The 13,376-nt window shown below is 44.7% G+C and carries 18 protein-coding genes; 5 read left to right on the top strand and 13 right to left on the bottom strand.

Annotated elements, in window-relative coordinates:
- Positions 1-419: 419 nt before the first annotated feature.
- From QUB26_RS32120 to QUB26_RS27960, 5 genes are all read right to left on the bottom strand, one after another.
- Positions 420-602 carry an ISAzo13-like element transposase-related protein gene (locus QUB26_RS32120; protein WP_445299647.1) on the bottom strand — a complete coding sequence of 61 codons (183 nt, stop codon included), beginning with the start codon at positions 600-602 and terminating at the stop codon, positions 420-422.
- Positions 559-777: an ISAzo13-like element transposase-related protein gene (locus QUB26_RS27975; protein WP_333320606.1), complete on the bottom strand. Its 219-nt coding sequence runs from the start codon at positions 775-777 to the stop codon at positions 559-561. Before QUB26_RS27975 ends, QUB26_RS32120 begins: the two co-directional genes overlap by 44 nt.
- A gap of 565 nt (positions 778-1,342) precedes the next feature.
- Positions 1,343-2,611: a WcaI family glycosyltransferase gene (locus QUB26_RS27970; protein ID WP_333211975.1), complete on the bottom strand. Its 1,269-nt coding sequence runs from the start codon at positions 2,609-2,611 to the stop codon at positions 1,343-1,345.
- A 161-nt stretch (positions 2,612-2,772) separates the two neighbouring features.
- Positions 2,773-3,210: an ATP-binding protein gene (locus QUB26_RS27965; protein WP_333056578.1), complete on the bottom strand. Its 438-nt coding sequence runs from the start codon at positions 3,208-3,210 to the stop codon at positions 2,773-2,775.
- A gap of 546 nt (positions 3,211-3,756) precedes the next feature.
- Positions 3,757-4,755 carry a sugar transferase gene (locus tag QUB26_RS27960; protein WP_333245620.1) on the bottom strand — a complete coding sequence of 333 codons (999 nt, stop codon included), beginning with the start codon at positions 4,753-4,755 and terminating at the stop codon, positions 3,757-3,759.
- A gap of 115 nt (positions 4,756-4,870) precedes the next feature.
- Between QUB26_RS27960 and QUB26_RS27955 the strand changes: the two genes are divergently transcribed.
- The gene (locus tag QUB26_RS27955) at positions 4,871-5,020 is read left to right on the top strand and encodes a hypothetical protein (RefSeq protein WP_333320604.1); all 150 of its coding nucleotides are present in this window, start codon (positions 4,871-4,873) and stop codon (positions 5,018-5,020) included.
- A 132-nt stretch (positions 5,021-5,152) separates the two neighbouring features.
- Here QUB26_RS27955 and QUB26_RS27950 read toward each other — a convergent pair whose 3' ends face one another.
- From QUB26_RS27950 to QUB26_RS27940, 3 genes are all read right to left on the bottom strand, one after another.
- Positions 5,153-5,821, bottom strand: coding sequence for a DUF3318 domain-containing protein (locus tag QUB26_RS27950; RefSeq protein ID WP_333056576.1), 669 nt, complete (start codon positions 5,819-5,821; stop codon positions 5,153-5,155).
- A 548-nt stretch (positions 5,822-6,369) separates the two neighbouring features.
- Positions 6,370-6,522: a hypothetical protein gene (locus tag QUB26_RS27945; RefSeq protein ID WP_333245623.1), complete on the bottom strand. Its 153-nt coding sequence runs from the start codon at positions 6,520-6,522 to the stop codon at positions 6,370-6,372.
- A gap of 43 nt (positions 6,523-6,565) precedes the next feature.
- On the bottom strand, positions 6,566-7,621 hold the full coding sequence (locus QUB26_RS27940) for a hypothetical protein (RefSeq protein ID WP_333245626.1): 1,056 nt from the start codon (positions 7,619-7,621) through the stop codon (positions 6,566-6,568).
- On the opposite strand from QUB26_RS27940, the gene QUB26_RS27935 reads away from it, so the two are divergent.
- From QUB26_RS27935 to QUB26_RS27925, 3 genes are read left to right on the top strand one after another with little or no spacing between them, the layout of a single operon-like run.
- Positions 7,620-7,757: a hypothetical protein gene (locus tag QUB26_RS27935; RefSeq protein WP_333302733.1), complete on the top strand. Its 138-nt coding sequence runs from the start codon at positions 7,620-7,622 to the stop codon at positions 7,755-7,757. The genes QUB26_RS27940 and QUB26_RS27935 overlap by 2 nt on opposite strands.
- A gap of 56 nt (positions 7,758-7,813) precedes the next feature.
- Positions 7,814-8,863, top strand: a complete 1,050-nt coding sequence (locus tag QUB26_RS27930; protein ID WP_333245629.1) for a ParA family protein — start codon at positions 7,814-7,816, stop codon at positions 8,861-8,863.
- Entirely contained in the window at positions 8,847-9,452 is a 606-nt protein-coding gene (locus QUB26_RS27925; protein ID WP_333245631.1) for a HEPN domain-containing protein, read from the top strand. The genes QUB26_RS27930 and QUB26_RS27925 overlap by 17 nt, the downstream gene beginning before the upstream one ends.
- 107 nt (positions 9,453-9,559) lie before the next feature.
- Here the strand turns inward: QUB26_RS27925 and QUB26_RS27920 are convergent, their stop codons facing one another.
- The 4 genes from QUB26_RS27920 to QUB26_RS27905 all read right to left on the bottom strand — a co-directional run bounded on the left by QUB26_RS27920 (position 9,560) and on the right by QUB26_RS27905 (position 11,840).
- On the bottom strand, positions 9,560-9,817 hold the full coding sequence (locus tag QUB26_RS27920; RefSeq protein ID WP_333245634.1) for a type II toxin-antitoxin system HicB family antitoxin: 258 nt from the start codon (positions 9,815-9,817) through the stop codon (positions 9,560-9,562).
- Positions 9,798-10,046, bottom strand: a complete 249-nt coding sequence (locus QUB26_RS27915) for a hypothetical protein (RefSeq protein WP_106148613.1) — start codon at positions 10,044-10,046, stop codon at positions 9,798-9,800. The genes QUB26_RS27920 and QUB26_RS27915 overlap by 20 nt, the downstream gene beginning before the upstream one ends.
- Entirely contained in the window at positions 10,015-10,347 is a 333-nt protein-coding gene (locus tag QUB26_RS27910; RefSeq protein WP_333245638.1) for a DUF6972 family protein, read from the bottom strand. The genes QUB26_RS27915 and QUB26_RS27910 overlap by 32 nt, the downstream gene beginning before the upstream one ends.
- Positions 10,348-10,430: 83 nt before the next feature.
- Positions 10,431-11,840 (bottom strand): ferredoxin:protochlorophyllide reductase (ATP-dependent) subunit N, encoded by a 1,410-nt coding sequence (locus QUB26_RS27905; RefSeq protein ID WP_199292772.1) that lies wholly within the window; start codon positions 11,838-11,840, stop codon positions 10,431-10,433.
- Positions 11,841-11,950: 110 nt separating this feature from the next.
- On the opposite strand from QUB26_RS27905, the gene QUB26_RS27900 reads away from it, so the two are divergent.
- Positions 11,951-12,241 (top strand): hypothetical protein, encoded by a 291-nt coding sequence (locus QUB26_RS27900; protein ID WP_333245641.1) that lies wholly within the window; start codon positions 11,951-11,953, stop codon positions 12,239-12,241.
- Between the two features lie 86 nt (positions 12,242-12,327).
- On the opposite strand, the gene QUB26_RS27895 is transcribed toward QUB26_RS27900, so the two are convergent.
- Positions 12,328-13,376: hypothetical protein (locus QUB26_RS27895; protein WP_333320602.1), on the bottom strand; the 1,049-nt coding region annotated here is incomplete at its 5' end.

The raw sequence follows: 13,376 nt of genomic DNA, 5'->3' as shown, positions 1-13,376 counted from the left end.
GGGACGCCCATCCCACTTTCAAGAGTGGTAGTTATTTAATTCTCATTCCTAAGCTGTGGAGCATTTAATCCATTAACGCTCCAGGTAAGGTGCGTCATTACAGAAGTGTTTCCCGCATAAGCGCGTAAGTGTTCACTCCTGACAACGAATTTTTTTATGGTACCCGCCACGTGATTTATCCGTGGAATCAATCCAAAATCTCAAATCGAAAACCCTCACCCCCCCGCATTTATACGTGGGGTCAATTCTTTCATCTAAAATCTAAAATCTATTGACGCACCATACAAGCCTCGTTACTGGTTTAAATGCTCCACAGCTTAGGTAGCTTTACCATAATTATCCTACCAGTTTTTTAAAGAGTCACAGGCTAATTAACTGGTATATTTACTATTTATTAATGTTATCTATCCTCGATTTTATTAACAATCATAAATTCCATGGGGAATTACTTTGCCGTGACCTAAACTCCAAAAATCATGAGCGAAAGTAGTGACAGGTTCCTTTGTATAGAGAGTTCCCAGACGATACAAAATTCTTGAAATTTCTTTCTTTTTGGTATCAAAACGGTTGGATAGGATTGCTGGATTCTCTATACTCTGCATGAAGTCTAGCAATTTTTTTAAATTGATCGTCCCGATTTTGATTGATTTCTATTGTTTGTTTTTTTTGAGCTTTTCGTTTCACATACCCATGCTTTTTTAATAGTTTGGCAACTAACGGGAGACTAATGGTAAAACCTGCCGCCCGTAATCCAGAAGCTATTTCTTTATGCGTCAAATTAGTTTCTTTGATTCATTCATCGGGTATCCGGCTGTGAATTTTTTAAAAGTTATAAAAAGGCTGCCTCAATGCCTATTTGAGTAGACAGAATACTTTTTCTTCCCCCTCCTTTCTTTCTGATCCTGGAACTATTGAGTGTCGGTTCGTCCATTTTTTCTAAATCTTCCAATCCCTTGATGAGGGTATTTCGACTGCATCCCACAAGTTGCATTACATAGCTAATTCCACCCCACCCTAATTTTTGAGTTTAAGAAAGCTGCATACCTTATTTTATCCTTTTCTGATAATGATTTATAAAATTTTATCATTTATGAGTCAATTGAATTAAATAAAACATGAGTTTAAAAGTTAATTAGAATAGTTAAGTAGAAAAATCTGTTGTGAGTCTATCTGTCTAGGAGTGAAAATTGTAATCTCACACTTTTTTTATTATATTCATTATAACCGATAACTCATCAATTTATTGATTTTTCATTCCTAAGTTGCTATTCTACACCCATCTTACTAATTTTATCTTGTCAACTGGATCGATTTCATTTACCGGAGCGATCGCCCCTAGCGATCATTTCGGCAAAGGCTCCAATATTTTCTCACCATGACTCGCTGCCACCGCCGCAAATAAAGCTTCATAATGATTCAAAGCTTCCTCAAATCCGTAATTCTCTACAGCATAATTTCTGCCTTGCTCGCCCAAGGCATCCACCTTAGCAGGGTGCAGGTACAAATCCTCAACAGCCTCAGCCAAAGCTTGCGGATCTTCCGGCGCTACCACCACCCCGCCACCGCTTTGCTGCACTGCTTTCTGGGCCGTACCAGTTTCGGGAACCGACGCCAAAATTGCCCGACCACTGGCGAGAATTACTTGAATTTTTGAAGGCATATTGAAGTTAGTAACGCGACGCTTTTGTACGACTAAACTAACATCAGCAGCAGCTAACAATTCCGGCAATTTTTCTCGCGGTTCAAATGGTAGCAACATTACATTATTAGCTTTGTAAGTTTCGCAATCTTGTTGCAAGCGCGCCAGTGCTGTTGATTCCCCCACAATTACAAAAGCAATTTCGGTTATGTGTTTCAAACGAGCCGCTGCTTGGACAACTGTTTGCAAGCCTTGAGTTAGGGCAATATTGCCAGCATAGAGAACGACAAATTTGCCCTTGAGTTTGTGAGTTTCTCGAAATGAGTTACTTTCCTTGGGTAAGGGCCGAATGAAATTGACATCAACCCAATTGGGAACGCAAACTATTTTTTCCGGGGGTACTCCCTGAGAGTGCAATTTTTTGACAAAACCGCTGTCGATGACGCTGACTTGGCTGGCTGTGTTGTAGGCAAATTTTTCTAAGGCGTCAGCAATGCCAACTAGCAGTCCGTTTTTTTTGACCAAGCCGACGCGCACGGCTGCTTCTGAGACGATATCCTGAACGTTGAGGACGATCGGGCAAGCGCGAATCCAGCCGTAAAAGGCGACTGGGACGCAAATCGGTAAAGGGGGCATGGTCGAGAAAATCACGTCGGGACGCCAGCCTCTGAAGGCTTGGACGGCGCTGGAGACTACAAAACTGCCGTCTAGCACAAGTCGGTCTAGGAGGCTGGGGTGGGGGCCGTTGACGCGCAGATAGCTGCGCTGAATGGTGACGCCGTTGTGTTCTTCGGTGAGGTAAAATTTGCCCTCATATTGCGGATAAATCCGGCGCTGCGGATAGTTGGGCATTCCTGTGACGACTCGGACTTGGTGGCCGCGCTTGACTAAGCCTTGCGCTAGTTCTGTCATCAGGGGGGCAATGCCGATCGGCTCTGGATAGTAGTTATAGGAATAAATTAGAATACGCATAATATTTATTTTGAAGCAAATTGTCCTCCAGTCGCGTGCATCGAGCCTGCACCCGCAGAATTGCAGACGATGTGGTTGGGTTCCAGGTAGGACAATAGGGAGCGAGGGGATCTTCCACTGCTTGCGAAAGAAGCCGCCCTTACCGGGCGGGTATCGCGCCCTCAGCTAATGTTTTTTCGCATTACCAGGCAGTTGCGGCGATCGTCGGTACGGATATACCGAAGGTCGTCTGTGAGCTTGTACATGAACACCAGTCCCCTTTCTCCTTCTCTGTCCAAAGGATCGCGCTGCTCTTGCATAATCGAGTGCAGCTTTGCTTCTAAGTTGAAGGGTTGACCCCTGTCCCAAATCCTAATTTCTAAGTAATCGGCAAACACTTTTACCTCAATGTCTATGGGCGTTGTGGAGGGCAAGTTCTGGTGAGCGTGGCGGACAGCGTTTGTAAAGCCTTCGTTGATTATCAGTCGGCACTGCCACCAAAAATCCGCTGGTATCATGGGCAAAACGATATTCTCCAACCATTCCAAAACGGATGTTAAAGCATTCAGGTCTGTTTCAACCTGCAGGTGCCACTCGGCCTTTGGTTGCTTGTCTTTCATCTTTCTTCCCCCAGGTCGGCCCCCACCACCGCTGTACTCAGCGCCGGAGGGAGAGAAAAAGGAGGGCAAGGTCTTGGCAACATATTAGTTAAGTCAAGCTTGAGTTGAAGAAGCCCGTTTTGCCTCAAGGTGAGCATTCCTTTCGCACCATTTACTCGCACAGCAAATGAGAGACTTCCGATACTGTAACCCGCCTCGGTAGGGCGTTTAAATAGGGAAAATTTCCGAGTCAGCTTGGGAGGCAGTGATTTAAGCTTCGACTGTGTTAGCAGTCGCTACTTTTCTAAACACAGGTGAGTTCTTCTCGTCCTCGAAAATCATGCTGGGATCATTCGAGTATGACTCGAACTCGTCAATTGCTAATTATTAATGCTCTGATTGCAGAGCTGGCAACTAGCTGTGCATTTTCTGGGCGTGTGAATTTTAACACTTAATGCTAACGTAGGTATCGCTAGCGATCGTCTGCTTGACTAAGTATCGAGTTCGAGTTCCCGCCCCCCGTCGGCAACACCACCTCAAAGTTCAGCGGTGGGTTGTTGAGGGTTCCTACACAGCGCCACTATTTTTGTTAAACAGGACTGTTACAGTTTTGACAATTAGTTTGAGGTCATACACCAGGCTCCAGTTTTGTTGGTATTTTAAATCTAAACGGATGACATCTTCAAAATCGCGGACTTGAGAGCGACCGTTGACTTGCCATTCCCCTGTCATCCCGGGTTTGACATCCAAACGCTGCCACTGAGGGACTTCGTAGCGCTCTACTTCGTCTGGGGTAGGCGGTCTGGTGCCGACTAGACTCATTTCGCCTTTGAGCACGTTCCAAAACTGCGGCAGTTCATCGAGGCTGGTTTTGCGTAAGATGCGCCCGACTTTAGTAATCCGCGGGTCGTTGTCATTTTTGAAAAATGCGCCAGAAGCCTGGTTTTTGATTTGGTCTTTCATGGCTTCGGCGTTGGTACACATCGATCGAAATTTCCAAATCCGAAATTGTCTGCCCATCCAGCCACAGCGGGTTTGACCGAAAAATATCGGGCCTGGATCGTTGATAGTGATGGCTGCAGCTATGGGTACGAGCAAAATTCCTGTAATTATCAAACCGACGATTGCCCCAACGATATCTATCAGCCGCTTCACCCACGATTGCACTGAAGGGTGGGTCATCGGTAGCTGATTGTCCGAGGGCTTGGTCTCTGTGGGAGTTGAGGTTGGAGAGGGCTGCTCGATCGTCAGCACTTGATCTAGGCTGGTGAGAGCAAATACTGCCATCACCTGCGGCTTGAGGCTTCGGAGCACCAAGTCACTCTCTCGCTGTTTGGCAAATTTCAGATTGCTGACTAAAGCACCTATCCCGCTACTGTCGATGAATGTCGTCTGACTGAAGTCTAGGACAATCTTGCTGGGAACGGTGCTGCCCGAAAAAAGTTGCTGACAGGTTGTCTTGAAGTTTACGGCTTCAAGTACGCTCAAGCGCACGGGTATGTGAACTGAGGGAATCTCGTCCGAGTACGTTACCCGAAAATCTGCCTCTGGGGTTTGACTGACCATGAAGTCCTGGTTTCAAATTTCAAGCTGATGTCTTTAGCCTATTCTGTCCTAGCAGCTCCACCTTTACCAAATATTATGGTTAACAAAAGGCTAGCTTTATACAAACTTTACAAAAATGCCTGCCAACTCGCCCACCGAGAATGATATCAAAGGCAAAAATAGACTTGAGTCTACCAGTGCCAGTTTTGGCCTAAAGATTTTTGAACACCGTCGCGGCCAAACTTTGACATCGGAATCAAGATTTTTGTGGATTCAGGCAGATTAATCTTGTCGTTAATCATTTTGGTGCGTGTCTTGCACCCGATAGCCATCACAGTTAACAGTTAACAGCTAACACAGAAGTCAACAGTTAACGGTTAACTGGAAAACCCCCGTAACAAGCGTCGAGGGGATGAGCTTAAGAATTGTAGACGTTTTCTGACTGAGAGGTTTCGCGGGTGATGGGTTTGACTTTGGCTTTGGCTTTGGCTGCGTTGCGTTTGAGGGCCTGGAGACGAGCTTCGTATTTAGCCCGCTGCTGTTTTTTGGAGGTTTGCTCGATTAAGGTTTTTAAGGCGCTGCCGAGGCTTTTGTAGGCGTTTGGGAGAGTGTAACCGAAGCGGGTTGCCAGGGCGAGGGCTTTTTCGTCGGCGTCTATTGCTTCTTTTAAACTTTTCTCTCCGTTGTTTTTTTGGTAAAGTCTCCAGCCGGAGACGCCGCACAGGGATAGGGCTAGTAACAGCAGCAAGCCGTCTTGCACCCAAAGTTCGCCGACAGCGCCGCCTAAACCAATGGCGAGGGCTGCCATTTCCCAACCGTCTCTGGGGATGGTGTCGTTTTGGATTCTGGCGACTTCGTGCCAAAATAGGAGGTTCCGCTGATCCATTGCTAGCTGTTCCCAGCGGATCAGGTCTATTTGGATTTCTACCTGGTCTTTGCCTATTTCTTCGCTGCGGATCAGGGTAGGATTAACTTCTATTGTTTTTTCTACTGTTACCCAACTTTGGAGTTCTGGGGGCAGTATGTTTTTCAAGCGCCGGATCTCACTCATCTCGGCTCTTGCTGTAGAGGTTGCATAGGATGTCATAGCTCCGGCCTATTGATTTTGCAAAGGTTAATATGTGTATATTTCTGGAGTATAGCAAACCTTGAATCCAAATATAGTCGAGTAAGGATGGGTCGATCGACCAATACTTGCAAATTTACTTGATTTTAGTCTCAGCGGGCGATCGCAACTGCCGACTCGATCCTTGATTTTCGACTATTTCATCAACAGTTCGATTTCTTGTCGCAATTTCGACCAAGCCGACAAAACTTCCGGCTGAGAAGTTATGCCTTTTTGAACTAAAACAACTCCGTCAAATACTTCAGAAAATCCCTACAAACCTCGCCGTAGAGATTCATCGGTAAAACGCACTCCCCCCCGAACTCTACCTCTGTCAATCGGAGATTTTAAATTCTTATGCTGTAAATGCCACAAGTCATAATCAACAGCTAATTTTTTTAAAAGGGCGACAACTTAATCCGTGTAATATGAGTCGAAAACCTTGTTTTATCTTCGATGACGCGATATATATAGGGAAAATAAAGTTTTGCAACTCTTCTTTTTGTCCCAACATACTCTCTTTTTTTGCCTCATTTAATATTCATTTTTTTATCTTTTTTTGCTACATGAGCGCGATCGCCCACAGTCGGGTGTTCGATCGCGCACAGTAGCGAGTCGGAGGGCCCGCTGCTGGCACTAACTGCTGGTCTCCCCTCTTTCCTTCTTGCAGTGGATCTTACCACTTTTCGGGGATTTACACACATCATTTAGACGCGATTTAAATGATTAAAGTGACTTCAAAATACCGCTTTCCAACTGATAAATTGCTGCCATAATCCCGCTTTCAGGATTTGTGAGGAGGGACTTTTTGACATCTTTCAAGTATTCTACAATATGTTCCCGCAAAATCGGTCTTTCTACTTTGACTGTGTGATTGTAATCCCACAAATCCCAAATGATAATTCCGATGCCGACAATCGGATCGATTAAACTTACTCCCAACTGACTAGCAACTGTACCGCCTGTTTTTGTGGCTACCTTGGCGGCGGCTTTGCTGGCAACTTTTGCCGTAACTTTACTACCAACTTTAGCTGCGACTCCCAAAATTAAGGGTTTAGCAACCAAGTAACCGCTACCGCCAACTAATACTTTTAATGATAAATTCGAGACGTTTCCTTTGTCGCTAATTGTGGTGGCAATATCGTTCAGATATTTGTCCCACTGTACTTGCGGTATATTATAATTGTTTTGCACTACTTTCACATTCTTGCTAACTTCTGATATGTACAAATTAGCAGTATCTTGAGTGATTAATTGAAATCGCAGTTGAGCGTTTTTGGGAACCAGCACCCGGTTAGCAAATTCTCTTTGAAAATCTTCGGTTAATTTTTCGGAAACAGCACGAGATGCTGCTGTCATATCAAATCTGTTGAGTACGGCAGATTTCACAAAATTAAAAGGTACGGTAAACTCCATCTTTTTTTGATTGAAGTAATCAAAGTACCAATCGAGGAAACTATTGTCAACTCTTGCAATTACTTCGGTTTCCCATTTGTCCAACTCTTTTGATGCGAAAGTTTCTGCTGTTATATGGGATTTTTGGATGGCGTTTTTAATGTCTTGGTTGACTTTGCTAAAATCGTGTGGCGGCGAGACTACAACTGCTGTGGTTCCGGTATTGGTTAGTGACTGGGAAATTAGAAAGTTACCGAATAGGGGAATGATGACTACGAGAATTACGATCGTCCAAATCATCGGTGTCACAGTTTTGATAAACTGACCGATAACTCTGAGACGTTCTGTTTTCTCTGAATAGCTAATTTTTTCCTTGTCTTGACTCATGGCGGTTTCTCAACTGATGAGAGTTGGGCTAGTTTCGATTATAGGCGATCGTACTTGCGATCGTGTTACGGGCGTGTGGGCTGGGATTCTGGAAAAGTTGGGGAAAAAGTGCGCCCTTTCATCCCTGACTGTATAATAGTCATAGCCTTAGTTATAGCTCAGGTACTGACTTCCCCAAAAGTATAAAAAAAGATGGTTCAGAAAATAGCTCTATTTAATCACAAGGGCGGCGTTAGCAAAACAACCACTACATTTAATCTAGGATGGATGTTAGCCACCAAGGGAAAAAAAGTAATCATAGTGGATGCAGATCCGCAATGTAACCTGACAGGAATGGTTTTGGGATTTTCAACTAAGGAAGAATTAGAGGGATTATATCAAAAAAACCAGAATATTAAATCAGGCTTAGCACCTGCATTTGAATCAAGGCCTAAGCTAATTGAAGCTGTAGATTGTTTGCCAGTAGAAGGGTGTGATGGTCTGTTTTTGTTGCCCGGTCATGTGGGACTTGCTGAATACGAGGTAACATTAGGCATTGCACAAGAGCTAAGTGGTTCAATTCAAGCACTGCAAAACTTACCCGGTTCAATTTCTTATCTTTTGCAAAAAACAGCAGATAAGTTTAACGCAGATTATATTTTGATTGATATGAGTCCAAGTTTAAGCTCAATCAATCAAAATCTACTGATGACCAGTGATTTTTTTATACTTCCTACCAGTCCTGACTTTTTTTCAGTAATGGCGATCGATTCTTTGGCAACAATTTTGCCAAAATGGTATGCTTGGGCTCAAAAAGCTTCTGAAATGAGGATTTTGCAAGATGCTGCCTATCCATTTCCAAAAGTTACACCGCGCTTTCTTGGGACTGTAGTTCAAAATTATCGAATAATACGTCAAGAACCCGCTGCTGCTTTTCAGAAGTGGATAAATGCCATTGAAGAAGCTGTTTCTACTAGATTAGTACCATCTTTGCAAATAAATAATATGCTACTAAATAATCAGATGTACAATTCTCAAGGAATTGGCAGTGACTTCTGCCTTGCAAAAATTTCTGACTTTAACAGCCTTATTGCTAAGTCTCAAGAGCATCAAACACCAGTTTTTGCCCTCACCTCTGAGCAAATAGAACAGAGTGGTATAGTTTTAACAGATGCTCTAAAAGCACAAAAACCCTTCAGAGAAGCTTTTTCCAAACTAGCAGACAGAGTTATTGGGTTAACGTGCCATGCAGTCAGCAATTGATCTATTTCGCATCAGTATTACCCGCGTTCGCGATTTAATTGCTGTGCATAATTCTCTAAAAGCTCAAGCTAGTAGTGTTCTCGATCTTTCAGATATGCTCAGAGCTGCACTTGTTCTAGCGGTTAGCGCTTTGGACTATTATATTCACGAAGTTGTTAGGATAGGAATGTTAGAAATTCACCGAGGCCAACGTCCTGAACCTCCAGCATTTTCGCGGTTTCAAATTTCACTGGGTAACGCTCGCGCTGGTATAAACGCAGGACAAAATATTGATTCCTGGCTAGAAGATGAAATTAGACAGCGCCACAGCTACAAAAGTTTTCAGCAGCCAATTGCTATAGCTGATGCTATCCGGCTGATTTGCGATAAAAAGTTGTGGGAAGAAGTTTCTACTAACATGGTTATGTCCGAGCGAGATATAAAACAACAACTAATTCTGATTGTCGATCGCCGGAATAAGATTGCACATGAAGCAGATATAGATCCTACTTTATCATTAGGGAATCGCTGGCCTATTGATGAACTATTAGTTAATGAAGCGGTTGATTTTCTTGAGCAAGTTGTTGAGAGCATACACAAGATTTTGTAACTTGCGAGTCTAGACAATTGAAGGTAAAGGAATCTCATAGCTGTAGGGTGCGTCGCTATGGGATAAATGTTTTCGTGGCGAGAATTGTCGAAGCGACGCACCCTACTTTAACTTTTAGCAGGTAAAGGAATCTCATGGCCGCACTCATAAGCCGTCTCTATCCACAATTCCCTAGCTTCGTCAATATTCTCCATCGCTTCCGATAAAGTTTCACCCTGAGACATACAGCCCGGAAGGTTTTTTATGATAGCTGTGTATCCTTCAGCTTCCGGGTGAAAACTGATAGGATACTTCAGGCTCAAGTAATAATCTAGAGATTTAAGCTTGACTTTCATCATCAATAACTTAAGCCACTTGCTCAACATTGAGCCGCCCTTCAACCCGCTCATATTCATCTTCAAGCAGCCAAAGCCTTGCTTCCTCATAGCTAGAACAAGCAAAAACAATCTTATAGTCTTCAGTCGGGTCGAAAATGCAAAAATTATTTTTATCATCACCGAGCAACATCAAAACATAAGGAGGGACAGAGGTAGGGTCAACCCATATTTCTGTAAACTGCCAGTTATTTGCTAGGTTGGGTACGGGGGATGACATGATATTTATCTCCTATCACTTTAATTTCACCGTAATGTAAAGGAATTTGGCTGCCATCACTCTGAATTCTATAACCAATTGGGCTGGCAAAGTAGAGTCCATATCGTTCGTGATTGCGAATAATGCCTGTGAATTCCCCCTTTTCTATTATGGCTTGTGCCACTCTAATCATTGTAGCTTCATTGTTAAATACATGAGCAGATCCCCCTCGCTGCAATAACCTTTGCATTTGTAGTGTATCTGGGAGATGCTTGGCAATGTGTCTATTGTCTATAGTTAATTCACGGTTAATACCACTCATTTAATCGGAAAATCTCAGTAATTTTTGAATAAAAACCCCGCTTTATTTAAAAAAGCGGGGTTTTTATTCAAGGCTAAAAACGATTAAACCTTCGCTTCATTCTTCACCAAATTACCCCAACCCAAATCCTTCAGCGAATTATTCCGGCGCAGCGGACGAGTCACTAACTCCAAAATATCCCGCGCATTACCAAAGCCGTGAATCTGAGCAAAAGTAAACTCAACAGACCACTTAGTATTAATTCCCCGCGCTTCCAAAGGATTAGCGTGAGCCATACCAGTAATCACCAAATCAATATTCTGCTCGTAAATCCGCTGCAACTGATTGTAATTATCGGGTTTCTCCACAATCCGAGGAGTAGGAACTCCCATCTCGTGACAAGTCTTTTCTAACAAAGCCAATTCGGCGGCTTGATAGCGTTTGTCCATGTAAGGAATGCCGATTTCCGGGCAAGTCATGCCGCAGCGAATCAAGAAACGTGCTAAAGAAATCTCCAGCAAATTGTCGCCCATAAAGAAGACAGATTTGCCGCGAATTATTTGCAGGTAATCTTCCAAACCAGCCCAAATTTGCGCTTCCCGTTCGTCCAAACCTTTTGGTTCAATCCCCAACACTGAGCAAATCTTTTCAATCCAAGCGCGAGTTCCGTCAGGGCCGATCGGGAATGGCGCACCAATTAGCTTACACTTGCGGCGGCGCATCAACGTAGAAGCAGTACGCGACAAGAACGGATTCATACCCGATACATAATAACCTTCTTCCAAGACTGGCAATTCAGTGTAGCGCTTGGAAGGAAGCCAACCGGAAACTTTGATTCCTTGCTTCTTCAATTCTAGAGTTAGCTGAGTAACAACCGGATCGGGCAAAGAACCAAAAAGTACCAGCGGTGTGTGCTTGACATATTCCGATTCATCTGCTGCAACTTCCTCTTTTTTCTTACCGAAATTCAGCAGTTGAGAGATAGCATTGCGTTCTTGTTTCTGAGATTCCATCACGGGCGCTTTCTCAGGACATTTAGCAGCCATCGCTGCTAAAACGGTATCTTCCCCTTGAGTAAAAGCGTAATCCAAGCCGTTAGCGCGCGCTGTGACGATGGGAATGCCAATTTCTGCTTCGAGTTTCGGCGCTAACCCTTCCAAATCCATTTTGATGATTTCGGTGGTGCAAGTGCCGATCCAAACAATTACACTGGGGTTACGATCGCGCTTAATTTGCAAGCACAGCCGCTTCAACTCATCATAATCGTTTAACTGAGCGGAAATATCGCCCTCTTCCAACTCAGCCATCGCATAGCGAGGCTCAGCAAAAATCATCACGCCCATTGCGTTTTGCAAGAAATAGCCGCAAGTCTTGGTACCGATGACCAAGAAAAAGCTATCTTCAATTTTTTGATAAAGCCAAGCTACGCAGCTAATCGGACAAAAGGTGTGATAATTGCCTGTTTCGCATTCAAAGTTTAAAGCTTCCGGTTCATTAGTAGTAATAGCAGTCATATCTCAAATCTTCTCCATTTAAATTGTTTTTCGTCTGAAACAGGACAGGCTCGCCTAGCGATGAAGTACCTGTATTTTGCGATCGCATCTCTTGCTGCGGACAAGCATAAGTGGTTTTTCAGGTTGTTTTTCGTCTCGAACGCGAACAGGCGCAGTGGCGAGGAAACACCTGTGAAAGTGCGATCGCGCTGAAGCAGCGAACAATAATAGAAATACCTGGTTTTGGCGTAATTTCTCAGAAAAATAGATGCAGCAAACTCAATATTTCCGCAGCAGCCGCAGCATCCAAAATTCTGGCTAAAAAATTCTGCGCGAGGGCATACAATCCCTCACAGCAGGGATTTAGTTTACTTCAATTCGCTAAGGCCAAAAGCCTTTTGGCAGTTGTGAGTTGGAGCTAATTAAAAATTAACAACTCGCAACTCACAACTCACAAATAGAGCGGGAAACTTCAAGACTAGAAGAGACGCGGGCGATCGCAACAACCTCACTTAAAATCAGATAAAAAGCCGGAAATTTCTTCATCTTCATCGTCGGAATCCAAATCACCGAGATCTAGAGCATCTAAATCATCTTCATCTGGATCTCCGGTAGTTGCTTCCCCCAGATCGTCGAGTCCGAGATCGTCGAGGTCATCGTCATCAGATACAGAGAAATCGTCAATACCGTCATCGTCCAAGTCGCCCAGATCCATGTCTAGGTCATCTGAGGTCGCTGTCCCAAAAGGATCGGGTATTTCTTCGGCGACAAACTCTGCATCTTCTTCCCCAAACGGATCGGAAATCCCCGATTCGAGATCTCCAGAGGTCAAAGTCCCAAATTGTGAGGCTTCATCTTCCTCGTCATCGCCGAGGTCGAGACCGCCCAAAGCCAAGGCTTCATCTTCCTCGTCATCGCCGAGGTCGAGACCGCCCAAAGCCAAGGCTTCATCTTCCTCGTCATCGCCCATATCAAAGTCAGATACGGCGTCTTCCTCATCGTCGCCCATATCAAAGTCAGATACGGCGTCTTCCTCATCGTCTTCGAGACCGAGACCGTCCAAAGCCGAGGCTTCTTCCTCATCGTCGTCCATGTCGAAGTCGGAGACCGCTTCTTCCTCATCGTCGTCCATGTCGAAGTCGGAGACCGCTTCTTCCTCGTCATCGCCCATGTCGAAGTCGGAGACTGCTTCTTCCTCGTCATCGTCCATGTCGAAGTCGGAGACTGCTTCTTCCTCGTCATCGCCCAGGTCGAAGTCGGAGACTGCTTCTTCCTCGTCATCGCCCAGGTCGAAATCAGAGACTGCTTCTTCCTCAAACTCATCGAAGGATTCGTCGTCGGAGCTCAGTGCTGACGCCGCCGCAGCCAGACCGGCAGCTCCGGCGACTCCGGCGACTACTCCGGCTGCTGCTAACGCCGCACCGCCCAATTTATTAGATTTGGCATCAGCGGGTGCAGCAGTTGCAGTTTGAGCCGCTGTGGGTGCAGCAGTTGCAGTTTGAGCCGCTGTGGGTGCAGCAGTTGCAGTTTGAGCCGCTGTGGGTGCAGCAGTTGCAG

The organism is Microcoleus sp. B4-C1, assembly GCF_036705285.1.
In the GTDB taxonomy this organism is placed as follows: domain Bacteria; phylum Cyanobacteriota; class Cyanobacteriia; order Cyanobacteriales; family Microcoleaceae; genus Microcoleus.
Note: the sequence above shows the minus strand (reverse complement) of the source record. Positions and strands in the feature narration are given on the sequence as shown.